The sequence below is a fragment of the Tianweitania sp. genome, from assembly GCF_032053605.1.
GTDB lineage: Bacteria > Pseudomonadota > Alphaproteobacteria > Rhizobiales > Rhizobiaceae > Tianweitania.
This window is the reverse complement of the sequence record NZ_DAMBUH010000023.1, coordinates 6,592-31,250: the sequence shown is the minus strand read 5'-3', so window position 1 is coordinate 31,250 and position 24,659 is coordinate 6,592. Positions and strand designations below refer to the sequence as shown.

Annotated in this window: 28 protein-coding genes and 4 pseudogenes; 28 read left to right on the top strand and 4 right to left on the bottom strand. The window is 60.9% G+C overall.

What is annotated here, in order from left to right; translation table 11 throughout:
* Positions 1–73: 73 nt before the first annotated feature.
* From RTX98_RS08035 to RTX98_RS07970, 14 genes are all read left to right on the top strand, one after another.
* Positions 74–751: an isochorismatase family protein gene (locus RTX98_RS08035; protein ID WP_312795832.1), complete on the top strand. Its 678-nt coding sequence runs from the start codon at positions 74–76 to the stop codon at positions 749–751.
* Between the two features lies 1 nt (position 752).
* On the top strand, positions 753–1,700 hold the full coding sequence (locus RTX98_RS08030; protein WP_312795831.1) for a polysaccharide deacetylase family protein: 948 nt from the start codon (positions 753–755) through the stop codon (positions 1,698–1,700).
* Positions 1,700–2,623, top strand: a complete 924-nt coding sequence (locus RTX98_RS08025) for a polysaccharide deacetylase family protein (RefSeq protein WP_312795829.1) — start codon at positions 1,700–1,702, stop codon at positions 2,621–2,623. The genes RTX98_RS08030 and RTX98_RS08025 overlap by 1 nt, the downstream gene beginning before the upstream one ends.
* Before the next feature lie 62 nt (positions 2,624–2,685).
* Complete coding sequence (gene leuC, locus RTX98_RS08020; RefSeq protein WP_312795827.1) at positions 2,686–4,092, top strand: 3-isopropylmalate dehydratase large subunit; 1,407 nt, start codon at positions 2,686–2,688, stop codon at positions 4,090–4,092.
* A gap of 7 nt (positions 4,093–4,099) precedes the next feature.
* Positions 4,100–4,714 carry a 3-isopropylmalate dehydratase small subunit gene (gene leuD, locus RTX98_RS08015; RefSeq protein ID WP_312795825.1) on the top strand — a complete coding sequence of 205 codons (615 nt, stop codon included), beginning with the start codon at positions 4,100–4,102 and terminating at the stop codon, positions 4,712–4,714.
* A gap of 48 nt (positions 4,715–4,762) precedes the next feature.
* Positions 4,763–5,977 (top strand): ABC transporter substrate-binding protein, encoded by a 1,215-nt coding sequence (locus tag RTX98_RS08010; RefSeq protein WP_312795823.1) that lies wholly within the window; start codon positions 4,763–4,765, stop codon positions 5,975–5,977.
* Between the two features lie 70 nt (positions 5,978–6,047).
* Positions 6,048–6,917, top strand: coding sequence for a branched-chain amino acid ABC transporter permease (locus RTX98_RS08005; RefSeq protein WP_312795821.1), 870 nt, complete (start codon positions 6,048–6,050; stop codon positions 6,915–6,917).
* Complete coding sequence (locus RTX98_RS08000; protein WP_312795819.1) at positions 6,917–7,897, top strand: branched-chain amino acid ABC transporter permease; 981 nt, start codon at positions 6,917–6,919, stop codon at positions 7,895–7,897. Before RTX98_RS08005 ends, RTX98_RS08000 begins: the two co-directional genes overlap by 1 nt.
* A complete protein-coding gene (locus tag RTX98_RS07995) occupies positions 7,890–8,630 on the top strand; it encodes an ABC transporter ATP-binding protein (protein ID WP_312795817.1) in 741 nt (246 codons plus the stop codon). Before RTX98_RS08000 ends, RTX98_RS07995 begins: the two co-directional genes overlap by 8 nt.
* Entirely contained in the window at positions 8,623–9,324 is a 702-nt protein-coding gene (locus RTX98_RS07990; protein WP_312795816.1) for an ABC transporter ATP-binding protein, read from the top strand. Before RTX98_RS07995 ends, RTX98_RS07990 begins: the two co-directional genes overlap by 8 nt.
* A gap of 50 nt (positions 9,325–9,374) precedes the next feature.
* On the top strand, positions 9,375–10,268 hold the full coding sequence (locus tag RTX98_RS07985) for an isocitrate lyase/PEP mutase family protein (protein WP_312795814.1): 894 nt from the start codon (positions 9,375–9,377) through the stop codon (positions 10,266–10,268).
* 51 nt (positions 10,269–10,319) lie between these two features.
* The gene (locus RTX98_RS07980) at positions 10,320–11,726 is read left to right on the top strand and encodes an FAD-dependent oxidoreductase (RefSeq protein ID WP_312795812.1); all 1,407 of its coding nucleotides are present in this window, start codon (positions 10,320–10,322) and stop codon (positions 11,724–11,726) included.
* 26 nt (positions 11,727–11,752) lie between these two features.
* Complete coding sequence (locus RTX98_RS07975; protein ID WP_312795811.1) at positions 11,753–12,526, top strand: aspartate/glutamate racemase family protein; 774 nt, start codon at positions 11,753–11,755, stop codon at positions 12,524–12,526.
* Entirely contained in the window at positions 12,523–13,299 is a 777-nt protein-coding gene (locus RTX98_RS07970; RefSeq protein WP_312795809.1) for an aspartate/glutamate racemase family protein, read from the top strand. The genes RTX98_RS07975 and RTX98_RS07970 overlap by 4 nt, the downstream gene beginning before the upstream one ends.
* Before the next feature lie 46 nt (positions 13,300–13,345).
* Here RTX98_RS07970 and RTX98_RS07965 read toward each other — a convergent pair whose 3' ends face one another.
* Positions 13,346–14,116: a GntR family transcriptional regulator gene (locus RTX98_RS07965; protein ID WP_189500865.1), complete on the bottom strand. Its 771-nt coding sequence runs from the start codon at positions 14,114–14,116 to the stop codon at positions 13,346–13,348.
* 868 nt (positions 14,117–14,984) lie between these two features.
* Between RTX98_RS07965 and napE the strand changes: the two genes are divergently transcribed.
* The 8 genes from napE (at position 14,985) to RTX98_RS07925 (ending at position 20,460) form a co-directional block, all read left to right on the top strand.
* Entirely contained in the window at positions 14,985–15,200 is a 216-nt protein-coding gene (gene napE, locus RTX98_RS07960; protein WP_189500866.1) for a periplasmic nitrate reductase, NapE protein, read from the top strand.
* Between the two features lie 5 nt (positions 15,201–15,205).
* The gene (locus RTX98_RS07955; RefSeq protein WP_312795804.1) at positions 15,206–15,706 is read left to right on the top strand and encodes a ferredoxin-type protein NapF; all 501 of its coding nucleotides are present in this window, start codon (positions 15,206–15,208) and stop codon (positions 15,704–15,706) included.
* Entirely contained in the window at positions 15,699–15,959 is a 261-nt protein-coding gene (locus RTX98_RS07950; protein WP_312795803.1) for a chaperone NapD, read from the top strand. Before RTX98_RS07955 ends, RTX98_RS07950 begins: the two co-directional genes overlap by 8 nt.
* Positions 15,956–18,457 carry a periplasmic nitrate reductase subunit alpha gene (gene napA / locus RTX98_RS07945; RefSeq protein ID WP_312795802.1) on the top strand — a complete coding sequence of 834 codons (2,502 nt, stop codon included), beginning with the start codon at positions 15,956–15,958 and terminating at the stop codon, positions 18,455–18,457. The genes RTX98_RS07950 and napA overlap by 4 nt, the downstream gene beginning before the upstream one ends.
* Positions 18,430–18,921: a nitrate reductase cytochrome c-type subunit gene (locus tag RTX98_RS07940; RefSeq protein ID WP_312795801.1), complete on the top strand. Its 492-nt coding sequence runs from the start codon at positions 18,430–18,432 to the stop codon at positions 18,919–18,921. Before napA ends, RTX98_RS07940 begins: the two co-directional genes overlap by 28 nt.
* A complete protein-coding gene (locus tag RTX98_RS07935; protein ID WP_416223083.1) occupies positions 18,918–19,613 on the top strand; it encodes a NapC/NirT family cytochrome c in 696 nt (231 codons plus the stop codon). Before RTX98_RS07940 ends, RTX98_RS07935 begins: the two co-directional genes overlap by 4 nt.
* 264 nt (positions 19,614–19,877) lie before the next feature.
* Positions 19,878–20,246, top strand: a complete 369-nt coding sequence (locus RTX98_RS07930) for a response regulator (protein ID WP_312795800.1) — start codon at positions 19,878–19,880, stop codon at positions 20,244–20,246.
* Between the two features lie 37 nt (positions 20,247–20,283).
* Positions 20,284–20,460 (top strand): hypothetical protein, encoded by a 177-nt coding sequence (locus RTX98_RS07925; protein WP_312795799.1) that lies wholly within the window; start codon positions 20,284–20,286, stop codon positions 20,458–20,460.
* Positions 20,461–20,544: 84 nt separating this feature from the next.
* Here RTX98_RS07925 and RTX98_RS07920 read toward each other — a convergent pair whose 3' ends face one another.
* The 3 genes and pseudogenes from RTX98_RS07920 to RTX98_RS20780 form a co-directional block, all read right to left on the bottom strand.
* Positions 20,545–20,946 (bottom strand): host attachment family protein, encoded by a 402-nt coding sequence (locus tag RTX98_RS07920; RefSeq protein ID WP_312795797.1) that lies wholly within the window; start codon positions 20,944–20,946, stop codon positions 20,545–20,547.
* A 170-nt stretch (positions 20,947–21,116) separates the two neighbouring features.
* Positions 21,117–21,308: pseudogene (locus tag RTX98_RS20785) on the bottom strand (hypothetical protein); the annotation flags it as partial.
* A gap of 74 nt (positions 21,309–21,382) precedes the next feature.
* Positions 21,383–21,782, bottom strand: a pseudogene (locus RTX98_RS20780) (ArsR/SmtB family transcription factor); the annotation flags it as partial.
* A 66-nt stretch (positions 21,783–21,848) separates the two neighbouring features.
* Here RTX98_RS20780 and RTX98_RS07910 point away from each other — a divergent pair.
* The 6 genes and pseudogenes from RTX98_RS07910 to RTX98_RS07885 all read left to right on the top strand — a co-directional run.
* On the top strand, positions 21,849–22,172 hold the full coding sequence (locus RTX98_RS07910; RefSeq protein WP_312795795.1) for an NIPSNAP family protein: 324 nt from the start codon (positions 21,849–21,851) through the stop codon (positions 22,170–22,172).
* Positions 22,169–22,513 carry an antibiotic biosynthesis monooxygenase gene (locus RTX98_RS07905; RefSeq protein ID WP_312795794.1) on the top strand — a complete coding sequence of 115 codons (345 nt, stop codon included), beginning with the start codon at positions 22,169–22,171 and terminating at the stop codon, positions 22,511–22,513. The genes RTX98_RS07910 and RTX98_RS07905 overlap by 4 nt, the downstream gene beginning before the upstream one ends.
* A gap of 50 nt (positions 22,514–22,563) precedes the next feature.
* Positions 22,564–23,208 (top strand): glutathione S-transferase family protein, encoded by a 645-nt coding sequence (locus tag RTX98_RS07900; protein WP_312795793.1) that lies wholly within the window; start codon positions 22,564–22,566, stop codon positions 23,206–23,208.
* 94 nt (positions 23,209–23,302) lie between these two features.
* A complete protein-coding gene (locus RTX98_RS07895; protein WP_189500893.1) occupies positions 23,303–23,644 on the top strand; it encodes an ArsR/SmtB family transcription factor in 342 nt (113 codons plus the stop codon).
* 20 nt (positions 23,645–23,664) lie between these two features.
* Positions 23,665–24,105, top strand: a pseudogene (locus RTX98_RS07890) (SRPBCC domain-containing protein); the annotation flags it as partial.
* Positions 24,106–24,282: 177 nt separating this feature from the next.
* Positions 24,283–24,659, top strand: a pseudogene (locus RTX98_RS07885) (nitrite reductase, copper-containing); the annotation flags it as partial.

Genomic DNA, 24,659 nt, shown 5'->3' with positions numbered 1-24,659 from the left:
CTTGCAGGCGCTCGGCTGGAACATCTTTCCGGTCGCGGCGCGGATGCAGGCTCAGGAGGAACAGGAGGCCAGTATGGAAACGTCATCGCTCACGGCACGCCAGCTTTTCGAGCATGCCAAGGCCAACCCGACGCGCCGGCGCTTCGGTTTCGGGCGTAAGCCGATGCTGATCAATATCGACCTTCAATGTGCTTACACCGCCGTTGGTGAATTCGCGACGGCTTATGAAACAGATCCCAAGCAGCTCGACTATGTGAACACGCTCGCCGACCTAGCGCGGCAGAAGAGCCTGCCGACCACCTGGACCTATGTCGCCTATATGGATTCGGGCGAGGATTGCGGCGTCTGGGGAACCCGGACCGATACGCCGGACTCGCTGCAGAACATCAAGGTCGGCTCGCGCCGGGCTGAGTTCGACCCGCGCCTCAAGATCGACCATGTCAAAGACATCGTCATCAACAAGCGCATGGCGTCGCCGTTTCATGAGACGAACCTGCAATCTCTCATGGTCTGGCATCAGTGCGACACGGTGGTGATTACGGGCGGATCGACGTCCGGCTGCGTGCGCGCCTGCGTCGTGGATGCGATTTCGCGCGGCTACCGGGTTGTGGTCCCGGAAGAATGCGTCGCCGACAAGCATGAAAGCCCGCACTTCGCCAATCTCTACGACATTTCAGTGAAGTATGGCGACGTGATCCCGGTTGCCGAAGCAATCGCCTGGTACGAGGCGTACCAGCCGGAGGCGCGCTGAGATGGCCGCTGACGCAAAGCCGATGCAGTCCGATCTCGGTCTCTACGACTATCTGCCCTGGAACGAGCGACCGAAGATCGTCTGGCCGGGCAACAAGAAGATCGCCGTCTGGATCGCGCCGAACATCGAGTTCTACGAATACGATCCGCCCAACAATCCGACCCGCACCCCGTGGGCGCGACCGAACCCGGACGTGCTGCAATATTCGCATCGCGACTACGGCAATCGCGTCGGCTGGCAGCGGATGATGGCGGCGATGGATCGCGCCGGTTTTCGAGGTTCAGTGTCGCTCAACGTCGCGCTGTGCGACCACCATCCCGAAATCATCAAGGCCTGTGCGGATCGCGGCTGGGAGTTCTTTTCCCACGGCATCTACAACACCCGCTACGTCTACAACATGACGATCGAACAGGAGCGCGAGATCATCCGCGACGCGTTCGATACGGTGCGCAAGCATACCGGTCAGGAGCTTGCCGGCTGGCTGTCGCCGGCGCTGTCGAACAACTTCTGGACCATGGACATCCTGTCGGAAGCCGGCATCCAGTATACCTGCGACATGTTCCATGACGACCAGCCCATGCCGGTCAAGGTCAAGAGCGGCAGACTGATCTCGATGCCCTATTCGCTCGAGATGAACGACGTCATCGTTTACAACACGCAGAAGGTCACGCCGCGCCATTACGGCGAGATCATCAAGCGCCAATTCGACCAGCTCTACAAGGAAGGTGCGGACAGCGGCACGGTGATGTGCATCCCGCTTCATCCTTACCTTGTCGGCCAGCCGCACCGCATCGACGCCTTTGCCGAAGCGATCGAATACATCGCCGGTCATGACGGCGTTTGGCAGACGACGGGTCGCGAGATCGCCGAAGCCTATCATGCATCAGGCGCTTACGACGCCTTCAACGCCGCAATGGCGGCGCATAATGCGGAAGGGGGATCACGCTGATGCCGCTGCCCGACAACTACCTGGAATACCCGCATCGCCGTTACGGCATGGATCATGACCGTTACGACTGGTCGGACATGTTCCAGCGCAAGCCGATCACCTGGCCGAACGGCGCACGGATCGCGCTGTCGGTGGTCACGCATGTCCAGTATTTCCCGCTCGACATGCCGTCCAAGCCATTCAAGGCGCCGGGCGCGCTGTCGATGCCCTATCCGGACTTCCGCTATTACACCAACCGCGACTACGGCAATCGCGTCGGCGTGTTTCGCGTGCTGCGACTGCTAGGCGAAAAGGGTCTGAAGACCAGCTTTGCCATCAACGGCATCATCGCCAAGCGCTATCCGGCTCTGCTGCGCGCCGTTGTTGAAGGCGGCCACGAGATCGTCGCCCATGGCCTCGACATGGGCAAGGTGCATCATTCGGGTCTGTCCGAGGACGAGGAAAACGCCATCGTGGCCGAAGCCCTGCGCCTCCTGCGCGAGGAAAGCGGGCAGGCGGTCACCGGCTGGCTTTCGCCGGGCCGGGCCCAGAGCTTCAACACGCCCGACATTCTTGCCCGCAACGGCGTCGCCTATGGCCTGGACTGGGCCAATGACGATCTGCCCTACGAGATGCGCACCGGGGCTGGGCCGTTGATCGCCATGCCGCTCGCCTATGAAACCGACGATCGGGTTGTGGCAGACGAATATTTCCAGTCCGAGCCGCAATGGGTTCAGCAGGTCAAGGATCGCTTCGACGTGCTTTACCGCGAAAGCTCTGAAGGCGGCGGTCGGGTGATGAGCCTGCCGCTGCATAGCTGGGTTTCGGGCATGCCTTACCGCATCGAATATCTGCGGGAGGTCCTCGACTACATCCTTTCGCATGACGGTGTGTGGAACGCACCGGCGGGCGAGATCTGCGCGGCGTTTCGCGCGTCGAGCTGAACTCGCATCAGGGTTTCGGCGCCAGCCCTTTGCCAGCGCCGGACCTTCAAGTGGAGACGATCATGGCAGCCGATGCCGCACCTCGCACGATGCTAGGCAAGATCTGGGACGAGCATGAGATCCTGCGTCATCCGGCCGGGCCGTCGCTGCTTTATATCGACCGGGACATGATCCACGAAGGCAGCTTCCATGCCTTTGCCGATCTCAAGCGTCGCGGCCTGAAACCGCGCCGGCCCAAGCAGATCTTCGGCGTTGCCGATCACTACGTGCCCACGCTTGGTCGGCGCTCGGAAGATGCCGCCAGTCCGGCCATCGCCAAGATGATCGACACGTTCGACGAGAACATGGAATGGGGTGGCCTGCGCCATTTCGGTCTGACGAGCCGGGAACAGGGCATCGTCCATGTCGTGGCACCCGAACAGGGCATCACCCTGCCAGGCCTGACGATAGTGTGCTCCGACAGTCATACGTCGACACAAGGCGCGCTGGGCGCGATCGCGTTCGGCATCGGCCAGTCCGAAAACGCCCATGTGCTCGCGACCCAGACTTTGTGGCAGTTGAAGCCGAAAACCATGCGGGTCACCGTGAATGGTACGCTGGGGCAGGGCGTCACGGCCAAGGATGTAATGCTGGCGCTGATCGCCAGGATCGGTGCGGCGGGTGCGGGTGGTTATGCCATCGAATTCGCCGGACCGGTTGTACGTAACTTCTCCATCGAAGCGCGTTTGACGCTGTGCAACATGTCGATCGAGGCAGCTGCGCGCTTCGGCATGGTGGCACCCGACGAAACGACCTTCGCTTATGTTCGAGGCCGGCACTACGCGCCCGCCGAACTGGAATGGGATGCGGCGGTTGCGCATTGGCGCGAACTCGTCAGCGACCAAGGCGCTGTTTTCGATCGCGAGGTCGTGCTGGAGGGTGCCGAGATCGCGCCGATGGTGACCTGGGGCACGAGCCCCGAGGATGCCGTTGCGATCAACGGCCACGTGCCGGACCCCACGATCTTCGACAATGCCGACAAGCGCAAGTCTGCCGCGAAGTCGCTTGAATATATGGAACTCGCCCCCGGCATGCCGCTCGATGGGCTCAAGCTCGACAAGGTGTTCATCGGTTCCTGCACCAACAGCCGCATCGAGGATCTGCGCGCGGCAGCGTCCGTCTTGAAGGGACGCAAGGCGGTGATCCCGGCCATCGTCGTGCCCGGATCAACGCAGGTGAAGGAACAGGCGGAAGTCGAGGGCCTGGCCCAGACCTTCAAGGAAGCAGGCTTCGAATGGCGTGAATCCGGCTGCTCCATGTGTGCGGCGATGAATGGCGACGTGGTCGGTCCAGGCGAGCGCTGTGCGTCCACCTCGAACCGCAATTTCGTTGGCCGCCAGGGCCCAGGCGCGCGCACGCATCTGGTCAGCCCGGCCATGGCTGCCGCCGCTGCCATCAGCGGCTGTCTCACCGATGTTCGGCGCATGTGAGGGACAAATGAGAGCTTTCACCAGTGAGACATCGAAGGTCGTCGCAGTTCCCGGCGTGAACTGTGACACCGACCAGATCATCCCCGGCCGCTTCCTCAAGGCGGATCGGGCGCAGGGCTACGGGCAGTTCCTGTTCCACGACATTCGTCGCAATGAACGCGGTGAACTCGACCCTGCCTTTCCCTTGAACAAGCCGGGCGCAGACAGCGCGACCATCCTGCTCGTTGAAGACAATTTCGGCTGCGGATCCTCACGCGAAGGCGCGGTCTACGCGCTGGTCGATCACGGCATTCGCGCACTGATCGCGCCGAGCTTCGGCGATATCTTCTACAACAATGCGCTGAAAAACGGCGTCGTGCCGGTTCGTTTGCCGGTCGCGTTGTGCGACGCGCTTGCCGAACATCTCGCCGAGTTCCCGGAAGCGCAAGTGACCGTCGACCTCGAAAAAAGCGAAGTGGTCCTTCCGGCCAATCTGGGCACGCATCCCGTCAGCATCGATCCGTTTGCACGAGAGGGCATCCTGCGCGGGCTCGATGAGATCGAGATGACCTTCACTTACGCCGAACAGATCCAGGCTTTCGAACAAGCGCGGATTGCATCTCATCCATGGCTGGGTCGCTGACGGACGAACCAGCACAAATAATCGCCGTCGAACAATGGGAGACTGTTTATGAACTTCAGAATTGATCGCCGTGACCTCTTGAAAGCCTCTGGTGCGCTGGCCGTGACGCTCGCGACACCCTCCATCCTGCGTGCACAAGGCGCCACCGTGAAGGTCGGCGTGCTCGAGCCGCTCACCGGCAACCTCGCCTACAACGGCACGCAGAGTGCGGCCGGCGCGAAGTTTGCTGCCGACAAGATCAACGCTGCCGGCGGCATCAAGAGCATGAACGGCGCTCAGATCGAACTAGTCGTGGTGGATGCGCAAAGCCGCCCGGAAGTTGCCGCCTCATCCGTCGACACGCTTGCTCAAGCCGGTGTCGTCGCCTTTACGGGCGCAACGGCCTCCGCGCTCGGTCTTGCCTCTTCGCAGGCTGCCGCGAAATATGATCTGGCGCAGGTTTTCTCCATCGGCACCGCCGAGAATATCGTCCAGCGCGGACTTCCAAACGTGTTCCGCTTCACGCCGGGCGTGAACAAGTGCACCAGCGTCGCGCTTGAAAACCTCAAGCTGTTGAACGAGGGCGCCGGCAACGTCGTCAAGACTGCGGCGATCGTCCATGAAGACGGCCCGTTCGGTTCCAATATGGCCAAGATCATGGCCGCGGAGCTGCCCAAGCAGGGCATCGAAGTCGTGGAAACCATCTCGCATCCGACGCCGCATCGCGATTTCTCCAACATCGCGCTGCGCGTGAAGGCCTCGAAGGCCGATATCCTGATCCCGTCGAACTACATCAACGAATATACGCTGATGGCTCGTTCGCTGCGACAGCAGCGCGTGGAACTGAAGGCGATCTATTCGATCCTCGGCGGCGCGGCCTCCAACATCAAGTTCGTCCGCGAGAACCAGGAAGTTGCGCAGTATGTCATGGACTGCAATCACTGGTACGACCCGAACAAGGAGGACTCGAAAGCCCTCGCTGCGGCGGCTTCCGCAGCCGGTCTCGACCTGACCTACGATGTCATGGTGTCCTACGCCACGGTGCAGGTCATCGCCGATGCGCTGGAGCGCAGCGGCTCGGACGATCGCAAGAAGATGCTGGAAGCCCTTGCCGCCTCCACCTTCGACCAGTCGATTATGCCTTATGGGCCCACCAAGTTCGTCAACGGCGACAACGTCAACTCACGGCCGGTGAACACGCAGATCCGTGGCGAAAAGATCGAGCTTGTGTTCCCCAAGGAATTCGCAAGCGCCGAGCCGGTGTTCCCGATCCCGGCCAAGTAAAAACCGGCTCGAAGCTCCGGCGGATAACCGTCGCCGGAGCTTTCATTTGCAACTTATTCGAGCGAACCCGATGTCGAGTCTGATCTTGCCTGCCGTGTTGAGCGGCCTGATGATGGGGGCAGTCTATGCGCTGATAGCGCTGGGCCTGACCCTCATCTATGGCGTGCTCCATATCATCAACTTCGCGCATGGCAGCCTGCTGATGCTGGCACTGTTCGCGGTTTATTTCCTGAACTTCTATCTCGGCATCGACCCATATCTGGCAATCCCGATCGTGCTGCCAGTCTTCTTTGGCCTGGGCTATGCGCTGCAGCGCGGGTTGATCTCGCCCATGAGCTCCGGCTCGGAACAGAACGTTCTTTTGATCACGCTGGCATTGTCGATGATCATCGACAATCTCGCGCTCTATTTCTGGACCTCGAACACCCGATCCGTCGACATCCCCTACGCCTATGACACGGTCGAGGTCCTCGGCGCCTTTCTGCCGCTCGGCCGCGTCATCGCCTTTGGTGCGGCCTTGGCGGCAGCACCGCTTCTGTGGCTGTTTATGGCGCATACCCGTACGGGATCGGCGATCCGGGCGGTGGCGATCGAGAAGCGCGGCGCCGAGCTCGTCGGCATCGACGTCAACCACACCTATGCCGTCTGCTTCGGCATCGGCACGGCCTGTGTGGCCTTGGCAGCCTGCCTTCTTCTGCCGACCTTCTATGTCACGCCGCAGGTGGGCTACACCTTCGTGCTGGTCGCCTTCACCACTGTTGTTCTCGGTGGAATGGGCAGCCTGCTCGGTGCGCTTATTGCCGGACTGCTGCTTGGCGTCATCGAATCCCTATGCGGTCTTTTCCTTGGCGAGAGCCTTGGCCAGATCGGCATCTTCGTCGCCTTTATCCTGATCCTTTTGTTCAAGCCGTCCGGTCTTCTGGGCAAGGTGGGACGCTGATGAAACTTCAGTCTGCTGGTCAAATCGCGCTGGTTGTCGCTGCCTGCGCCTACCTCCTCAGCGTTTACCTGATGTCCTCGCCGGTCTGGATCGGCTTCACCATTAACGCGCTCATCGTCACGATTATCGCCCTGTCCTGGAACATCACCGGCGGCTTTGGCGGCATGTCCTCCTTCGGCCATGCCGCGCTTTACGGCACGGGCGCCTATGCATCCGCGATCCTTCAGGTGCAGTTCGGCGTCAATGCCTGGATCGCCTTCGGCTTCGGCATCATCGCTGGCGCGGCGATGGGCGGCTTTATCGGGGCGCTGGCTTTCCGTTACGGTCTCAAGGGCTCCTACTTCGCCCTGGTGACGCTGGCTTTCGCCGAAGTGCTGCGCATCTGCGCCTCGTCGTTCGCCATCACCGGTGGCGGCAGCGGCTTGCAGTTGCGGCTCGACCCAGGCGTCGCAACGCTGCAGTTCCCGGACCGCACCGTGTTCTACACGATCCTTCTGGTTGTCGTGGCGCTCGTCATGCTCCTCACCTTCCTCATCAAGAAGTCCCGTTTCGGCGCCTATCTGGTCGCCATTCGTGAAAACGAGGATGCGGCGCGCGCGCTCGGCATCGACACCTACAAGATCAAGGTTCAGGCGATGGTGATCTCGGGCGCTTTCGGCGGCCTCGCCGGCGCTCTTTATCTCCAGCTGTTCCTTTTCATCGACAGCACGGTTGTTTACGGCAGCGCCGTGTCGATCGAAGCCCTGATCGGACCGATCATTGGCGGTGCCGGGACTGTCTGGGGACCGTTGATCGGAACGCTGGGACTGCATCTCCTGAGCGAAGGCGCCAAGCATCTCCTCCCGAATGCACCGGGCCTCAACTTCGTGCTGTACGCCATCGTCTTGATCTGCGCGGTGCGTCTGCTCCCACGCGGCCTGATGGGCCTGGCCGCCCTTTTTGGAACCTTCAACAGCCGGAAGGATGACGACCATGCTTGAGGTCCGTAATCTTTCGAAGAGCTTCGGCGGGCTGCAAGCAGTCAGCGATGTTTCGCTGGATGTGCGGGAAGGATCGATTGTCGGTCTGCTCGGCCCTAACGGTGCGGGCAAGACCACCTGCTTCACCATGATCGCAGGCTTCACCAAGCCCAATGCGGGCAGCGTGACATTCGAAGGCAAGGACATCACTGGCCTGCCGCCGCACCAGATCTGCGCACGCGGCATGATCCGTACCTTCCAGATCGTGCAGCCTTTTGCCGGGCTGACGGTACAGGAAAACATCGCGGTCGGCGCTTATCTGCACCACCATGAGCGCAGGGAAGCCATGGCGCTCGCTCGCGATGTCGGCAAGCGGCTCGGCATGGGCAACATGCTCGATCGACCTGCATCCTCCCTGACCATCGCCGGGCGCAAGCGCCTGGAACTCGCCCGTGCCCTGGCCACCGGCGCCAAGCTGCTGCTTCTCGACGAGGTCATGGCGGGTCTGATTCCCTCCGAGATCAACGAGATCGTGGGCATTATCCGGCAGATCCGCGAGGAAGGCCACACCTTCCTGATGATCGAGCACGTGATGCAGGCCGTGATGAGCCTCGCCGAAACGGCTTACGTCCTCAACCAGGGCAAGCTGATCGCCCACGGACCGCCGCGTGAACTGGTCAAGGACGCTTCGGTTGTCGAAGCCTATCTCGGCCACGGCGCGGCCGCACGCCTTCAGGATGAACACCATGCTTGAGATTTCGGGTATTCAGGCCGGTTACGGCTCGATGGCGGTTCTTCAGGGCCTCGATCTGCGCGTGGAAGCCGGCGAGATCGTTGCGCTGCTGGGGTCAAACGGCGTGGGCAAGACGACGCTCAACAACGTCATCTCCGGTTTCATCCGCCCCACGGCTGGTTCCGTGAGCTTCAAGGGCGAGGTGATCAACGGCCGCAAGCCAAGCGAGATCGTAGCCTTGGGGATCGCTCAGGTGCCGGAAGGCCGCAAGATTTTTCCGAACCTGACCATTCGCGAAAATCTGCGGCTCGGCGCTTATCGCCGTGCAACCGCAAGGGTCGAGCAGAACTTCGAGCGCGTTTGCACCATCTTCCCGCGTTTGAAAGAGCGGCTTGGCCAGTCGGCCGGAACATTGTCGGGCGGCGAGCAGCAGATGCTGGCGATCGGGCGGGGCATGATGTCGGAGCCGGACCTGTTGATCCTCGATGAACCCTCGCTCGGCCTGTCCCCGCTCATGGTGGAGGAGATGTTCGCGTTGATCACCAAGATCAACGCCGACGGCGTCGCGGTGCTCCTGGTGGAGCAGAATGTGATGCAGTCGCTCGGTGTCGCCAAGCGTGCTTACGTCCTCGAACAGGGTCGCTTCGTCATGCAGGGCGAGGCGGCAACGCTGCTCGCCGATCCGCAGCTGCGGCAGGCTTATCTCGGCATGTGAGTGCGCCGTACGCGCAACCAGCCTTGCTCTTCTAAGAATTGGAGAACACCATGTCCTTAACGCGCACAAAGCGCTTGCGGCAGGCGCTTGCAGGCAAGCGAGCTGTCATGGCTCCCGGCGTGGTTGACGCCATGTATGCCCGCCTCGTCGCTGAAGCAGGCTTCGAGGCCATGTATATGACCGGCGCCGGCACGTCGGCGACCCGTCTCGGCTACCCCGATGTCGGCCTCTTGACCATGACCGAGATGGTCGACAATGCCACGCGCATCGCCGATGCGTCAGACGTGCCGCTGATTGCCGATGCCGACAACGGCTTCGGCGGACCCCTCAATGTGCGCCGCGCGATCCAGCTCTACGAGCGTGGCGGCGTTGCGGCGATCCACCTGGAAGACCAGGTGCTGCCCAAGCGCTGTGGTCACCTTTCGGGCAAGCAGCTCGTTCCAGCAGCCGACATGGTCGCCAAGGTGAAGGCAGCCGTCGACGCCCGCATCGACCAGGACTTCGTGGTGATCGCGCGGACGGATGCCTTATCGGTGGACGGCCGTGATGCTGCCTTCGACCGTGCTGAAATGTACCGCGAAGCGGGTGCAGACGTGATCTTCATCGAAAGCCCCGGTCCTGACGACCTCGCCCATATCGCACCGCGCTTTCCCGCTATTCCGCTGCTTTACAATATGGCGACTTCCGGCAAGACGCCGTTCCTGAAGCGTGAGGAAATCGAGGAACTCGGCTTCAAGCTGATCATCTATCCGAACTGGCTGCTGCTTTCGGCAATGGAGGCCGCGCGTAAGACCCTCGAGATCATGAAGAAGGAAGAGTCGATTGCCTCCGTCGCGCCCAATGTCATGAGCTTCAAGCAGTTCTTCGACACCGCTCGCATGGCCGAGGTGCAGGAGCTGGAAGCGCGCTACGGCACGCCGGAAAACAGTCGCACCGGCTACTGAGCCTTCAAGGGAGGCGCAACGCGCCTCCGCCCGTCGAAACAGAGGTTGATCATGGCGCTTCTCAGTCCCGAAGGCGTAACGTTCGAATTCGAAGTTCCGGTAGTGGTGGTAGGCGCCGGCGCCTGCGGCCTCGTCGCCGCCCTGGCGGCCCATGATGCCGGGCAGTCTGTGATCATTTTGGAGCGTGACGAGAACCCTACGGGATCGACCTCGCTTTCCGCGGGCCTGATCCCGGCGCCGTGCACCCGGCTTCAGAAGGAAGCCGGCATCGAGGACAGTCCCGAACTCTTTGCCGCCGACATCGTCGCCAAGACGCACGACCATACCCCCTATGATCAGGCGCTGGTTGCTGCCCGCGCTGCCGGGCCGATGATCGACTGGCTGATGGAAAAGCACGGGGTCGAGTTCGAGCTGGTGACCGGCTTCCTGTATCCCGGCCATTCGCGACTGCGCATGCACGGTCCGAAAAGCCGCACGGGCGCCGATCTTGAACAAGCCCTGCTCGCAGCCGTTTCCAATGCCGGCATCGACCTCATCACCGGCGCTTCAGTCGAGGACATCTATGCAGACGCCTCAGGTCGCGTGGTCGGCGTGCGCTGCCGCCGGTCTGACGGTGCAACCGAAGATCTCGGCTGCCAAGCGCTGATACTGGCCTGCTGCGGTTTTGCGGGTGATGCGCAGATGGTGCGCCAATACATTACCGAAATCGCAGACGCCGAATGCTGCGGCCACCTGTCGAACACCGGCGATGCGGTGCGGTGGGGAACCGCACTTGGCGCGGCGACCGCCGACATGGGCGCGTATCAGGGGCACGGCTCGGTCGCTCATCCGCATTCCCTGCCGCTTACCTGGGCCGTTATCACCAAGGGCGGCATTCTGGTGAACACGAACGGTCAGCGCTTCTCCAATGAAATGCGCGGTTATTCCGAGCATGGCGCCGAAGTGGCGGCGCAGCCGGATCACATCGCATGGGACATCTTCGGCGCGCCCGGCCATGAGGCTGCGGAAGGGTTTTATGATTATCGCGAGCTTCGCAAGCTCGGTGCGGTGAAGATGGCGGACACGCTGGAAGCGCTTTCCGAGGTCACGGGGCTCCCGCTTTCTTACCTAAAAGCGGAATTTTCGGCCATCGAAGAGGCGATTTCTGCCGGAAAACCGGATCGTTTCGGGAGAAACTTCGCCGAAAATGACGTCCTGAAGCCGCCTTTTTACGCCGTGAAGGTCAACGGCGCGCTGTTCCATACGCAGGGCGGATTGGTCATCGATGACCAGGCGCGCGTGCTGCGGAAAGGCGGCGAGCCTTTGCCGAACCTGTTCGCCGGCGGCGGTGCCGCGCGCGGTGTCTCGGGCGATTCCAACTACGGTTATCTGTCGGGCAACGGACTTCTGACAGCCACGACCTTCGGCCGGCTCGCCGGCATAAGTGCTGCGCGGATCGCTGAAGCAGCTGACGCCTGATCCACAAACGCGACGAGGGAGGAAACATGAAGAAGGTTCTGGTAATCGTGCCGTTTCCGATGGGTGAGGAAGACCTCGCCCGGCGACAGGCACAGATGAAGGCGGTCGATCTCGGTCCGGGCATCGAGTTCCACTACAAGGCGGTTCGGGTCGGGCCCAAGAACTATTCTAGCCAGCACGACATGGTGCTGGCTGACATCGCAATCGTCGACGCCGGGCTCGACGCGGAAAAGGACGGCTTCGATGCGGTTTGCATCGATACGATGTCGGATAGCGGCATGGCGATGCTGCGCTCGATCCTCACCATTCCGGTCATCGCGCCCGGCCGCCACGCCATGCTCGTGGCGCAGATGTTGGGGGAGAAGTTCTCGATCCTGATGATGTGGGATCGCTGGAAGATGCTCTACACGAAGACGCTGGGCGAACTCGGCATGGAGCACAAATGCGCTTCCATGCGCTCCATCGGCGTCACACCGGATAACAAGAGCCTCCTGTCCGGCAAGGAGGATGAGGTGTTCCCGCTGCTGCTCGACGCAGCACGCAATTGCGTGGAAGAAGATGGCGCGCAGGTGCTGATCCTCGGCTCCACCACCATGCATGAGGCGCATGGCTGGTTGTCGAACGAGATCGGCGTGCCGGTGATCAATCCGGGTCCGCTGACCTACAAGCTTGCCTCGATTGCGCTCGACCTCAAGCTCACCCACAGCAAGGCGACCTGGCCGACGCCGCTGGCGCCCAAGCACGAAATGATCCGAGCGATTGGTGCGGCAGGCGCGGCCTATCTGGAGGGACGCCCATGACCCGCATCCTCGTCATCGTTCCTTTCGCGCTGGATGCCGAAGGCGTCAGGAACCGTGAAGCGCAATCCGGCTATGTGCCGCTGCCCGATGGTTGGGAACTCATCTATCGCCCGGTGACCTGCGGCCCGACCTCCTTCATGTCGCCCCACGATTGGGGGTTGATGGACCTCGCCATCTTCGAAGCCGGCTGCAATGCGGAAGCCGAAGGCTTCGATGCCGTTTGCATCGACACGATGTCGGACAGCGGCATGGTTGCGCTCCGCTCCGTGCTGTCGATCCCGGTAATTGGGGCCGGCAAGGCGTCGATGCTTTACGCGCTAACACTTGGCGGGCGCTTCTCCGTTCTCGCGCAATGGGAGCCGGCGCTGCCACGCTACCGCAAGGCCATCCGCGAATATGGCTTCGACCGGCAATGTGCTTCCGTGCGCTCGTTCGACCAGCCGCCGGATTTCTCCAATTTGCTCGACGGCAAGGAAGACAAGGTGTTCCCGCGCATGCGCGATGTCGCCTTGCGCTGCATCGAGGAAGACGGCGCGGAAGTGATCTGCCTGGGATCCACCACCATGCATCAGGCCGGCGAGTACCTTGCCGCCAATCTGCCGGTGCCGGTCGTCAATCCCGGTCCGCTGACCTACAAGCTCATGGAGACGTTCCTGGCGCTTGGTCTCACCCATGGCCGCGACGTTTATCCCGCCCCTGTCGAGCCCCGGCTCGACATGGTGCATGCGATGATGAAGGCCGGTGCTGCAGCCGAAAACGCGGCGAAAGGCTAAGCCCCGCCAAGCATGACGGCGGTGCAGGTGTTGGCGGACCTAGTGATCAGGTCCGTCCCAGCGAAAAGTCCTTGCCGTCTTCGCGCTTCAGCGAAACGCGGTATTCGTAGCGGTCGGCGCAGTAGAAGATCTCGGCCGCATAGAAGGGCTTCAACTCGGCATTGAAGAACAGGCGCTTGACGAGCATCAAGGGTGCCCCGACGGGTATCTCCAGATGCTTCGCAGCATAATCGTCAGCAAGCGTCGCCGTCATGGTCTGTTCGACCTGCTCAACAGTGGCGCCCGCCTGCTGCACGAGATCGATCATGTTGGTTTTCGCCAGATCCTGACGCTTCAACATCCCTCCGAACTCAGGCAGGATGTAGGCCGTGGACAGCGAGTAGGGGCGGCGCTCCAAGAGGCGCACACGGACGGCGCGGACCAGCTCCGTGGTCGGTGCGATCCCCATTTCTGCACAGACGCGGGGCGGCGCTTCGCCGTGATCCAGGCTGATCACCTTCAAGCGCGTACTCTTGCCGACATCGTTCAGGTAACTGAAGAGGCTGTTGACGTTCGAAACAACCGCCTTGTTGAACTCGTCCTCCTTCGTGCGTTTGGTGACGAAGGTTCCGCGCCCCCGGGTGCGGGTAACGAGCCGTTCAGCCGTGAGCATCTCCATGGCTTTGCGGATCGTGATGCGGCTGACCGAAAAGCTTTCCGACAGCTCCGCCTCGCTGGGGATCGCACGGTCGTCCGGATAATAGCCTTTGACGATCCGCTCCCGGAGCACCGCATAGATGCGATGGTAGAGCGGAGTAGGAGAATGCACTTGAACCATGGTGTCTCACTGAAAACAGCGGGCAGGGCCGCTGTAGCGCTCGTTTAAGGCAGTGGATCCTTCAACGGGTTCCGCAAACGCCGCCAACAACCGCAATCCCTTGTTCGTTCTGCTTCCAGATCAATCCCTGATCTGCCGTCTTGTTTTGGAAGAGCATCCTCGCGGCCCACCCTACCCAGCGAAGGTCAGGTCCTAATATCATATCTTTTATATCTTTTGGAACTGGCTTCGTGTGGCGCAGCGATCAACGCGCATCAAACCTGCGACCACTTGAAAGCAAGCGGTCGTTCCAGACTGTTGAGGGCCGGCTTTCTTGCGAAATGGATTCGCTTCGTGGCGTTTGCAAAAATGCGTAACGAGCGGCCGATTGCTGCCACGGGATGGTACGTTTGCCCCATCGCCGACCTTCGGCCGGCCGAGCACCAGAAGATCACCTCCGTTTTTTTCAGCAAGGTCGTTACAGGGGATTCAGGTACCGAATTGCGAGCTGAAGATCGACTGACTTGGCTTCCAGCCAGTCGCCGTCAGCTCATACTGCGAACAACTATCCTTCGTGTGTCGAAGATTAGCCTGGATGTTTTTCGATTTTCGAGTAGCGAAAACGACATCTCCAATAATTACTTGAATAACCAAGCGCTATAGTGCGGTCTCGCAAAAACTAAGCGGCCTTTATATTTTCGCTTTGATCTAGATCAAAGCCTCGCTTCGCTCGCCCCTGCATGAGGGTGTGCTTACAATTTCATCACCATGACGCTTAATTCAGCGCTTTATTGTCGCGCTTTGCGCCAGAGCAATGACATCGCACGCTGTTTTTTGTAGAGCCGTATCAACCCACCCACTTCATTCCTTCTATGAACCGGAAGCAGGCATGGTTGAGACAACAGATACGACGGAGCGCCCGTCCTTTCGCCAGAAGCGGCGTCGCGAGCTGCTGACATTCGTCGTTCTGGCGTTTGGCATTTGGCCGCTCGTAGCGGTCGCCGTGGTTGGCACTTACGGCTTCTCCGTTTGGATGTACCAGATCCTGAACGGCCCTCCCGGCCCGCATGAGATCGTTCGGGCCCAGCCGAATTCCGCCGAGTGACAGCCATGCGTGACGTTGTCAGTACCCGGCGCGGGTTCCTGACGGGGCGATCCGTTAGAACACGGCCGATCTTTTATCCGCCAGGCGTGACTGATCGCTCCATCCGGGATTGCTCAGGCTGCGGCGACTGCGCGGCTGCTTGCCCGACAAGCATCATTTCGATGCAGAACGGCGTTCCCGCGCTCGACTTCGATGCTGGCGAATGCGCGTTTTGCGGGGAGTGCGCGAACCACTGCCCTGAGCCCGTCTTTCCGGCTGTTCGCGCAACGCAGTTTGCGCATCACGCGGTGATTGCGACGTCCTGCCTGGCCATGAACTACGTTGATTGCATGGCTTGTCGTGACGCCTGTCCAACGGCGGCGATCCGTTTCAAGCCGCGTTTGGGCGGTCCCTTCGTGCCCTCTCTCGAAGCCGATCCTTGCACTGGCTGCGGTGCCTGCATTTCGGTCTGTCCCACACAAGCCATCACCATGACGGCGCGAACAACGGAAGCAGTTCATGCGTGACGCCGTGCATCATATTTCCAGCGCCGTGGTCGTCGTGCGGCCCGAGGCGCTCGAGCGCATCTCGGCCAGCCTTGGCGACCTCGAAGGCGTGGAAGTCCATGCCAGCGGAAACAACAAGATCGTCACCGTGATCGAAGGACCGACATCCGGCTTCCTCGGCGACACGCTGATCCAGATTTCGGCCATGGACGACGTCATCGCCGCCCACATGGTCTTCGAACAAAGCATTGCAGAAGAAGGAGATGTCGCATGACGGCAGAACTCACGCGGCGTGACGTGCTGAAGGCACAGGCAGCCGCGATCGCGGCATCGACCGCAGGCATCGCCATGCCAGCCGCAGCACAGTCGGTGCCCGGCGGCGTGTCCAGCCTCGAAATCAAGTGGTCTAAAGCGCCTTGCCGCTTCTGCGGCACGGGTTGCGGCGTCATGGTCGGCGTCAAGGAGAACCATGTCGTCGCGACCCATGGCGACATGGAAGCGGAGGTCAATCGCGGCCTCAACTGCGTCAAGGGCTACTTCCTGTCCAAGATCATGTACGGCAAGGACCGCTTGACCACGCCCATGCTGCGCAAGCGCAACGGCGTGTTCGACAAGGAAGGCGAATTCGAGCCCGTCACCTGGGAAGAAGCCTTCGACATCATGGCCGAAAAGGCCAAGAAGACGCTGAAGGAAAAGGGTCCGACAGCCGTCGGCATGTTCGGTTCCGGCCAGTGGACCATCCATGAAGGCTATGCCGCAACCAAGCTGATGCGCGCAGGCTTCCGTTCCAACAATCTCGACCCCAACGCCCGCCACTGCATGGCCTCGGCCGCTTACGGCTTCATGCGCACCTTCGGCATGGACGAGCCGCTGGGCTGCTATGACGACTTCGAGCATGCCGACGCCTTCGTGCTGTGGGGCTCGAACATGGCCGAGATGCATCCGATCCTGTGGTCGCGCCTGGCCGACCGCCGCCTTGGCCACGAGCACGTCAAGGTTGCCGTCCTGTCGACCTTTACCCATCGCAGCATGGATCTGGCCGACATTCCGCTGATCTTCACGCCGGGCACGGATCTGGCGATCCTGAACTACATCGCCAACCACATCATCCAGACGGGCCGGGTGAACCAGGAGTTCATCGACAAGAACACCAAGTTCATGACGGCCACGGTCGACATCGGCTACGGCCTGCGCGATGACAACGAGCTTGAGACGAAGGCCAAGGGCGTCGCGACCGCAGCCGAGATGGCGCCCAGCGACTTCGAGTCCTTCAAGGCGTTCGTGTCCGAATACACGCTCGACAAGGTTGCCGAGCTGACCGGCGCCGACCGCGGCTACCTCGAACAGCTCGCGGAACTGTATGCAGACCCCAAGACCAAGGTGATGTCGCTTTGGACCATGGGCTTCAACCAGCATGTGCGCGGCGTGTGGGCCAACCACATGGTCTACAACATCCACCTTCTCACCGGTAAAATCTCCGAGCCAGGCAACAGCCCGTTCTCGCTGACCGGTCAGCCCTCGGCTTGCGGCACGGCGCGCGAGGTCGGCACCTTCGCCCACCGCCTTCCCGCCGACATGACGGTGACCAATCCGGAACACCGCAAGCACGCGGAAGAGCTGTGGAAGCTGCCGCACGGTCTGCTGCCGGAAAAGCCCGGCTACCATGCCGTCCAGCAGGACCGTATGCTGCATGACGGCAAGCTCAATTTCTATTGGGTGCAGGTCAACAACAACATGCAGGCCACTGCCAACAACAGCAGTGAGGCCTACAAGGGCTATCGCAATCCCGACAATTTCATCGTGGTCTCGGACGCCTATCCGACCGTGACGACGGCCTGTGCCGACCTCATTCTGCCCAGCGCCATGTGGGTGGAAAAGGAAGGCGCCTATGGCAATGCCGAGCGCCGTACCCACGCCTGGCACCAGCTTGTCAACGCGCCTGGCGAAGCGCGCTCCGACCTCTGGCAGATGGTGGAGTTTTCCAAGCGCTTCAACACCGAGGATGTTTGGCCTGCCGAAATCCTGGACGCGAACCCCGACTACAAGAACAAGACGCTCTACGAGGTGCTGTTCCAGAACGGCCAGGTCGACCGTTTCCCGCTCTCGGAAATCTCACCCGATTACGAGAACCGCGAGTCCAAGGCCTTCGGCTTCTACCTGCAGAAGGGCATGTTCGAGGAATATGCCAGTTTCGGCCGTGGCCACGGCCACGACCTAGCACCCTACGACACCTATCATGAGGTGCGCGGCCTGCGTTGGCCGGTGGTCGACGGCAAGGAAACCAAGTGGCGCTATCGCGAGGGCTACGACCCCTATGTGAAGGCGGGCGAGGGCGTGAAGTTCTACGGCCAGAAGGATGGCCGCGCCGTCATCCTCGCTGCTCCTTACGAGCCGCCAGCAGAGTCGCCGGACGACGAGTTCAACTTCTGGCTCGTCACCGGCCGCGTGCTGGAACACTGGCATTCCGGCTCGATGACCATGCGCGTGCCGGAGCTCTACAAGGCGTTCCCCGGCGCACGCTGCTTCATGAACGGCGACGACGCACGCCGGCTCGGCATCAACCAGGGCGCTCAGGTCAAGATCCAGTCGCGCCGCGGCGAGATCATCAGCCGCGTCGACATCAAGGGCCGCAACCGCATGCCGCATGGCGTGATCTTCGTGCCGTGGTTCGACGCCAGCCAGCTGATCAACAAGGTCACGCTGGACGCCACCGATCCAATTTCCAAGCAGACGGACTTCAAGAAATGCGCAGTCAAGATTCTCTCAGCATGATCGCGCGGCGCTGCTGGGCCTTTGTCGCGATGGTCCTCTGCGTGCTGACGACGACGTTCGCACTGGCTCAGTCGGTGCCGGAACTCTCCGGCCAGCCGAACCCGATGGAAACTGCGGGCGCGAAGCCAATGCCGAAATGGATCGTCGACGACATCCGCAAGATGCGCAACTATCCTGATCAGCCGCCGATCATCCCGCATTCGATCGATGGCTATCAGCTGTCGGTGAACACCAACCGCTGCATGTCCTGCCATCGGCGCGAGATGACCGAGGGCTCGGGCGCGCCCATGATCAGCGTCACCCACTACATGACGCGCGAGGGCCAGATGCTGGCAGACGTTTCGCCGCGTCGCTACTTCTGCACGGCATGCCACGTGCCGCAGGCGGAAAGCCGTCCGCTGGTCGACAACGTGTTCAAGGACATGAGCGATCTTGGCGTCAAGCCGGCGGGAGCTGAGCAATGATCGGCTGGATCAAGTCCATCCTTGTTTGGGCCTGGAGCGTTGTTTCCACGCCGGCGGCCACTCTGAGTCTGGGCTTCCTGACGCTTGGCGGCTTTGTCGGTGGCGTCATGTTCTGGGGCGGGTTCAACACCGCCCTGGAAGTGACCAACACGGAAGCCTTCTGCACCGGCTGTCACGAGATGCGGGCCAACGTTTATGAAGAAATGACGCGCACGATCCACTTCTCGAACCGATCCGGCGTCAGGGCTTCATGCCCGGATTGCCACGTGCCGCATAACTGGACCGACAAGATCGCCCGCAAGATGCAGGCGTCGAAGGAAGTCTGGGGCAAGCTGTTCGGCACGATCAACACGCGCGAAAAGTTCCTTGATCATCGCTTGGAGCTCGCACAGCACGAGTGGGCGCGCTTGAAGGCCAATGACAGTCTGGAATGCCGAAACTGCCATTCCACGGCGGCCATGGACCTCAGCAAGCAGACGACGCGTGCCGCTGAAATCCACGAACGTTATCTTCTGTCCAACAAGGCGACCTGCATCGACTGTCACAAGGGTATCGCCCACGAGCTTCCCAACATGGAAGGCGTCGATCCCGGCTGGAAGGTTCCCGCCGAGTTGCAGGGCAAGACGGCGCATAGCGGCCTGACCGATACGGGACAACTCGCTGCCTATCTGGCTTCGAAAGAGATCGAATAAGTCAACGGGCGGGAGCTGCCCTCAGCAGCTTCCGCCTAGTCGGACGAGCCTGGTTCGCCAGAGGTGCGGGCTCTGCGATCGCAAGCCGTTTGCTGAACCTCCTGACAGGAAAGATCGATCGTCGCTGAGCCTCAGCAAGAATGCGGGGTAGCTGCGCAAGTTCAGCGGTGCATTAAGGCCCCACAAAAAATCGGGCAGCTAACAAACATTAAGAAAAAATTAAGTCGCGCTGCAACTTGTAGACCTCCCCGACATTTGATCGGGATGGGAAACGCTGCTGACAAACCGACTGCATTGATCGTGGATGATGAGGCACTTCTGCGCATGCATGCAGCAGAGGTTCTCGAAGAGAATGGATATACAGTGCTGGAGGCTGCCACAGCCGATGAAGCACTTCAGATCCTTGCCACGACGAGCGACGTCAAGCTGCTCTTCACAGACATCGAAATGCCGGGAAAGCTCGATGGGCTGGAGCTTGCGCGCCGCGTTCACGACCGTTGGCCGCACATCCTTCTCGTCGTTACATCCGGTCGGCTGAGACCGGGTGACGAGGAGCTTCCCGAGCCGGGCTGCTTCATAGCGAAGCCGTACAAAGAAGCCGAACTCGTTACGAAGATCACACATCAGGTCTGAATGCGCGCATCATCTCGATGACGCTTGGGAGGGAACCATGTTCAATCTTCAGCTGGCGGTAAAAATCGCCGATATCGCCAAGGAAGCCGACCAGTCGGACACGCCCCTGGATGTGGAAACAGCTTCTTTGCAGCTTTTGGAAAAGCACCCTGAAGCGTCACAAACAGAGATCCAAGCAGCCCTTCGCGAAACCAGCGTTACGGTCACCGGCTAAAAAGGCCTTGTTAGGACGCAGCACCGCCGCCCTTCCCGAAGAGAAGAGCAGCGGCTAACGTTTGAGGGAATGCCGGTCCCTTTGTCAGGCCGACTGTACGGTCTTCTCGATATCCGCCAGGGAATGCCCGGTCAGGTCTTTCGCAACCTCGCCAGCCAGCTTCGCGCTCAGCGTCTTATGATAATGCTTGCGCAGTTCGCCGAGTGTCCGGGGCGCTGCGATCACGACCAGTTGGTCGAGAGAACCACTTAACGCCTTCTTGTTGAGCAACTCAGCGACGCCGACGGCAAAAGAATCTTCTTCCTGTTGGCTGTCATCGGGATTGGCCGAGCTGCTGGCATGCCCGGTTGAACCCTTGTTCTCGGATGAGACGTCGCCTGTCTTTTGCTCGGTCAGCTTGAGCGACCCGGCATCACCGGAGTTCTTAAACAGCTTCAGATGATTTCCATCCACGACCGCAACCAGAGCACCATTGCGTAATTCCATCGAAATCACCTTCCGTATTGATTGATTGGAGGTGAAACCATTCTGAGCCGCAAAGGATCCGAACAGCTGAAAGCCGCCACAGGATCCAACGAGGGCCTTGTACCCTTGAACCGCCGTTTAGCTCCCCGCCAGCTGCCTTGCGCCGGGGAAGGTCGAACGCTTCGTGATCCTCAACGCAGCCATTCGCCGAAACGCCTTTCGCCCTCTGGGCTGAAGCTGATGATGCGCGAGTTCGGCAGTCGTCGTGCCCAGGACAGCGCGAACAACCGATCGAGGATCAGCTTACCGACTGTGCCTGCCAGATGATGCCGCCGTTGGCTCCAGTCGAGGCAGGCGCGGCATTGCGGACGGTTGCTGCGCGGCGCTTCCGCCTGCGTCACGCCGATAACGGCGAGGTGCCGCCAGCCTTCTTCAGTCAAAGCCAAGCCGTCGTCCACCCAGGCATTCTCCTGCATGTGGTCGTAAAGCGCCACGCCCATTTCGCCTGCCAGATGATCGTAGCAGATGCGGGCTTTGCGCAGGTTGGGTTCTCTCGGACCTGTTCGTAGCGGCGGAGCGGCGTCGGAGGAAAACACCATCAGCGCCTCCAGAAGCGCCGCCACATGCGCACCCGCCAGCTTGAAATAGCGGTGGCGACCCTGCGCTTCCACGCTGAGCACTTCGCCATCCACCAGTTTGGCCAGATGGCTGCTCGCAGTCTGCTTGGTTATGCCGCCGAGGCTTGCAAGCTCGGTTGCGGTCAGCGCGCGGCCGTCCATGAGGCCGAGCAGCATGGCGCTGCGGGCGGGATCGGCCACCAGAGCTGCGATGCGGGCGATGTCGGGACCATGCGTCATGGTTCGATCATAGTCGAACCATTCATTGAAGCCAACCGCTAGTCTCGATCCATCAAGGAGCCAGACATGATCACCTGCGTCATCACCTATGAAATTGACCCGAACCGCCGTGAACTGTTCGAGACTTATGCCCGCAGCTGGGGCCAATGCATTCCGCGCTGCGGTGCCGATCTGATCGGTTATTTCGCCCCTCACGAAGGCTCGGCAACAAGGGCCTACGGCATGTATTCAATCGCGTCGCTAGCCGAATACGAAGCCTATCGCGCGCGACTGGCTGCCGATCCCCTGGGTCGTGAGAACTACCACTTTGCGAAGCGGGAGGGCTTCATCCGCAGCGAAAACCGTTTGTTCGTGAAGCTCGCTTCCGCGCCGCACGGAGGGGGCGCATGATCGCCGTGATCTTCGAAGCCGAGACCTCCGCAACCGGCAAGGCAGATTACCTCGACATCGCCGCGCATCTCCGGCCATTGCTGGACGAAATCGACGGGTTCATCTCGATCGAGCGCTTCCAGAGCCTCACCATGCCGAACAAGGTTCTGTCACTCTCGTTCTGGCGCGATGAAGCAGCTGTTGCGCAATGGCGCAACCTGCCGGACCATCGCAAGGCACAGGCGGCAGGCCGCGACCATGTGTTTGCGACCTATCGCCTGCGGATCGCCGACGTCCTGCGCGATTACGGCATGGCTGAACGCGAACAAGCTCCTGACGACAGCCGAGCGCTCCATTCCTGATCTGCGGAGATCGTTGTAGATTTTGATGAGGCCAAGCACCGGAGACGAGGATGACCATCACGATCACCGCTTTCGAAAGCTCTCCGGATCGCGGCCGAGGCTTGGCGCGCGACATGCGCGTGCGCTGGGCGCTGGAGGAAGTCGGTTTGCCCTATGAGGTTCGCCTCGTTTCCTTCACTGAGATGAAGGAGCCCGCCTTCCTGAAACTGCAGCCCTTCGGACAGATCCCGACCTACGAGGAAGTCGATCTCGTTCTGTTTGAATCCGGCGCGATCGTCTGGCACATCGCGCAAACCCATGCCGGCCTGCTGCCGGGCGAGGCCGAGGGGAGGGCAAGAGCGGTCACTTGGATGGTCGCCGCGCTCAACACGGTGGAACCGCCGATCCTCGATCGCGAAACCGCCATACTGCTCGAGCGCGACAAACCCTGGCACGCCGAGCGCTTGCCCATGCTCGATGAACGTGTGCGAAAGCGGCTGGATCAGCTTGCCCGCAGGCTTGGCGACGCGGAATGGCTGGACGGCGCCTTCAGCGCTGGCGATCTCCTGATGGTCACGGTTCTACGCAGGCTGGCGACATCGAGCCTCCTGCAGGATCACAACAACCTGCTCGCCTATATCGCCCGCGCCGAGGCACGCCCTGCCTATAAACGCGCCTTTGCCGATCAACTGGCGGTTTTCACCAGCCGTGCCTAGTCGGCAACCATCGGCAGATCATCGAACACAGAACACTTAGCCAAACGACAAAGTTTCCCTTGCGTTCGATTCACGATCAGTATTACTTAGCATTATGGCTAAGCATGATACCGATCTCTCGTTGCTGTTCCACGCGCTCGCCGACCCGACCCGTCGATCGATGTTGACGAAGCTCGCCGAAACTCCGGTCAGCGTCACCGATCTGGCAGGCCCAACGGGACTGCGCCTTCCCACCGTGATGCGGCATCTGTCCGTGCTTGAGGAAGCCGGGCTGATCACCACAGCCAAGGATGGGCGGGTTCGCACCTGCGCCATCGTGCCGGAGGCTCTCGTTCCCGCCCGAACATGGCTCGATGAGCAACGGGCGCTTTGGGAAGCACAGCTCAATCGGTTGGATGCTTTTGTGATGCAGGCGATGAAAGGACGTGAGGAATGACTGACGAAAGCGAAACCGCAGCTGAGCGGACCATGGTGCTGCAGCGGATCATCCAGGCGCCGCGATCCGCCGTCTGGAGCGTGTGGATGAACCCGGAAACGCTGCCTCTTTGGTGGGGACCGGAAGGGTTCTCGTGCCGAACAAGGAAGATCGACCTGCGCAGCGGCGGCGAATGGATCTTCGACATGATCGCGCCGGATGGCACGGTCTTCCCGAACCACCACCTCTACAACGACGTCCAGCCCGAAGAGCGTATCGGCTATGCGCTGCTATGGGGTGAGAACGGCCCCAAGCATGCCGATGCTCTTGTGTCCCTGGAGGACGAGGCCGGTGCAACCAAGGTCACGCTGACAATGGTCTTCAGCACGGCCGCCGAGTACCAGACGGCAAAAGGCTTCGGTGCCGAAGAACTCGGGCAGCAAACGCTGGCCAAACTCGAACGTTTCGTGTCTTCGCGCTGACTTGCCGATCGGCTGCTGCGTGATCCTGCTGGGAGTTTGTTCCAGAACAAACTCCCATGCGGTCTCCAGGCCCACGCCGCGGCAAATCTGATCTAGATCAAAGAACCCTCCCGCAGCGTCAATACGGTCACGTCATCGCAACGAAAGACGTCGCGGACGTCTAAAAGGAGAACGACGATGTTGACCAGGCGCGAAGCCCTCCGGGGTACGGGTGCCGGCGTGATGGCAGCCGCTTTGATTGCAGCGGTAGCCGCAACTCCTGCTTTGGCAGAGGCCAAGCCTGAGGCTATGGCCAACCTGGCAAGAAAGAAGGTTGACCTCGTTGCTCCGCCTTTCGTTCACGCTCATGAGCAGGTCGCATCCGTTGGTCCGCAGGTCATCGAGTTCACGCTGACCGTCAAGGAACAACCGGTCGTCATCGATGGCGACGGCACGGTTCTGCAGGCCATGACCTATAATGGCTCGATCCCCGCGCCGATGATGGTTGTTCACCAAGGCGACTATGTCGAACTGACGCTGGTGAACCCCGAAACCAACGAGATGCCGCACAATAT

What these genes read in the sequence shown, in the direction of transcription:
- RTX98_RS08035 (WP_312795832.1), top strand. Translation starts at nt 74, where the DNA reads ATGGAAACGTCATCGCTCACGGCACGCCAGCTTTTCGAGCATGCCAAG.
- RTX98_RS08030 (WP_312795831.1), top strand. Translation starts at nt 753, where the DNA reads ATGGCCGCTGACGCAAAGCCGATGCAGTCCGATCTCGGTCTCTACGAC.
- RTX98_RS08025 (WP_312795829.1), top strand. Translation starts at nt 1,700, where the DNA reads ATGCCGCTGCCCGACAACTACCTGGAATACCCGCATCGCCGTTACGGC.
- leuC (WP_312795827.1), top strand. Translation starts at nt 2,686, where the DNA reads ATGGCAGCCGATGCCGCACCTCGCACGATGCTAGGCAAGATCTGGGAC.
- leuD (WP_312795825.1), top strand. Translation starts at nt 4,100, where the DNA reads ATGAGAGCTTTCACCAGTGAGACATCGAAGGTCGTCGCAGTTCCCGGC.
- RTX98_RS08010 (WP_312795823.1), top strand. Translation starts at nt 4,763, where the DNA reads ATGAACTTCAGAATTGATCGCCGTGACCTCTTGAAAGCCTCTGGTGCG.
- RTX98_RS08005 (WP_312795821.1), top strand. Translation starts at nt 6,048, where the DNA reads ATGTCGAGTCTGATCTTGCCTGCCGTGTTGAGCGGCCTGATGATGGGG.
- RTX98_RS08000 (WP_312795819.1), top strand. Translation starts at nt 6,917, where the DNA reads ATGAAACTTCAGTCTGCTGGTCAAATCGCGCTGGTTGTCGCTGCCTGC.
- RTX98_RS07995 (WP_312795817.1), top strand. Translation starts at nt 7,890, where the DNA reads ATGCTTGAGGTCCGTAATCTTTCGAAGAGCTTCGGCGGGCTGCAAGCA.
- RTX98_RS07990 (WP_312795816.1), top strand. Translation starts at nt 8,623, where the DNA reads ATGCTTGAGATTTCGGGTATTCAGGCCGGTTACGGCTCGATGGCGGTT.
- RTX98_RS07985 (WP_312795814.1), top strand. Translation starts at nt 9,375, where the DNA reads ATGTCCTTAACGCGCACAAAGCGCTTGCGGCAGGCGCTTGCAGGCAAG.
- RTX98_RS07980 (WP_312795812.1), top strand. Translation starts at nt 10,320, where the DNA reads ATGGCGCTTCTCAGTCCCGAAGGCGTAACGTTCGAATTCGAAGTTCCG.
- RTX98_RS07975 (WP_312795811.1), top strand. Translation starts at nt 11,753, where the DNA reads ATGAAGAAGGTTCTGGTAATCGTGCCGTTTCCGATGGGTGAGGAAGAC.
- RTX98_RS07970 (WP_312795809.1), top strand. Translation starts at nt 12,523, where the DNA reads ATGACCCGCATCCTCGTCATCGTTCCTTTCGCGCTGGATGCCGAAGGC.
- RTX98_RS07965 (WP_189500865.1), bottom strand. Translation starts at nt 14,116, where the DNA reads ATGGTTCAAGTGCATTCTCCTACTCCGCTCTACCATCGCATCTATGCG.
- napE (WP_189500866.1), top strand. Translation starts at nt 14,985, where the DNA reads ATGGTTGAGACAACAGATACGACGGAGCGCCCGTCCTTTCGCCAGAAG.
- RTX98_RS07955 (WP_312795804.1), top strand. Translation starts at nt 15,206, where the DNA reads ATGCGTGACGTTGTCAGTACCCGGCGCGGGTTCCTGACGGGGCGATCC.
- RTX98_RS07950 (WP_312795803.1), top strand. Translation starts at nt 15,699, where the DNA reads ATGCGTGACGCCGTGCATCATATTTCCAGCGCCGTGGTCGTCGTGCGG.
- napA (WP_312795802.1), top strand. Translation starts at nt 15,956, where the DNA reads ATGACGGCAGAACTCACGCGGCGTGACGTGCTGAAGGCACAGGCAGCC.
- RTX98_RS07940 (WP_312795801.1), top strand. Translation starts at nt 18,430, where the DNA reads ATGCGCAGTCAAGATTCTCTCAGCATGATCGCGCGGCGCTGCTGGGCC.
- RTX98_RS07935 (WP_416223083.1), top strand. Translation starts at nt 18,918, where the DNA reads ATGATCGGCTGGATCAAGTCCATCCTTGTTTGGGCCTGGAGCGTTGTT.
- RTX98_RS07930 (WP_312795800.1), top strand. Translation starts at nt 19,878, where the DNA reads ATGGGAAACGCTGCTGACAAACCGACTGCATTGATCGTGGATGATGAG.
- RTX98_RS07925 (WP_312795799.1), top strand. Translation starts at nt 20,284, where the DNA reads ATGTTCAATCTTCAGCTGGCGGTAAAAATCGCCGATATCGCCAAGGAA.
- RTX98_RS07920 (WP_312795797.1), bottom strand. Translation starts at nt 20,946, where the DNA reads ATGGAATTACGCAATGGTGCTCTGGTTGCGGTCGTGGATGGAAATCAT.
- RTX98_RS07910 (WP_312795795.1), top strand. Translation starts at nt 21,849, where the DNA reads ATGATCACCTGCGTCATCACCTATGAAATTGACCCGAACCGCCGTGAA.
- RTX98_RS07905 (WP_312795794.1), top strand. Translation starts at nt 22,169, where the DNA reads ATGATCGCCGTGATCTTCGAAGCCGAGACCTCCGCAACCGGCAAGGCA.
- RTX98_RS07900 (WP_312795793.1), top strand. Translation starts at nt 22,564, where the DNA reads ATGACCATCACGATCACCGCTTTCGAAAGCTCTCCGGATCGCGGCCGA.
- RTX98_RS07895 (WP_189500893.1), top strand. Translation starts at nt 23,303, where the DNA reads ATGGCTAAGCATGATACCGATCTCTCGTTGCTGTTCCACGCGCTCGCC.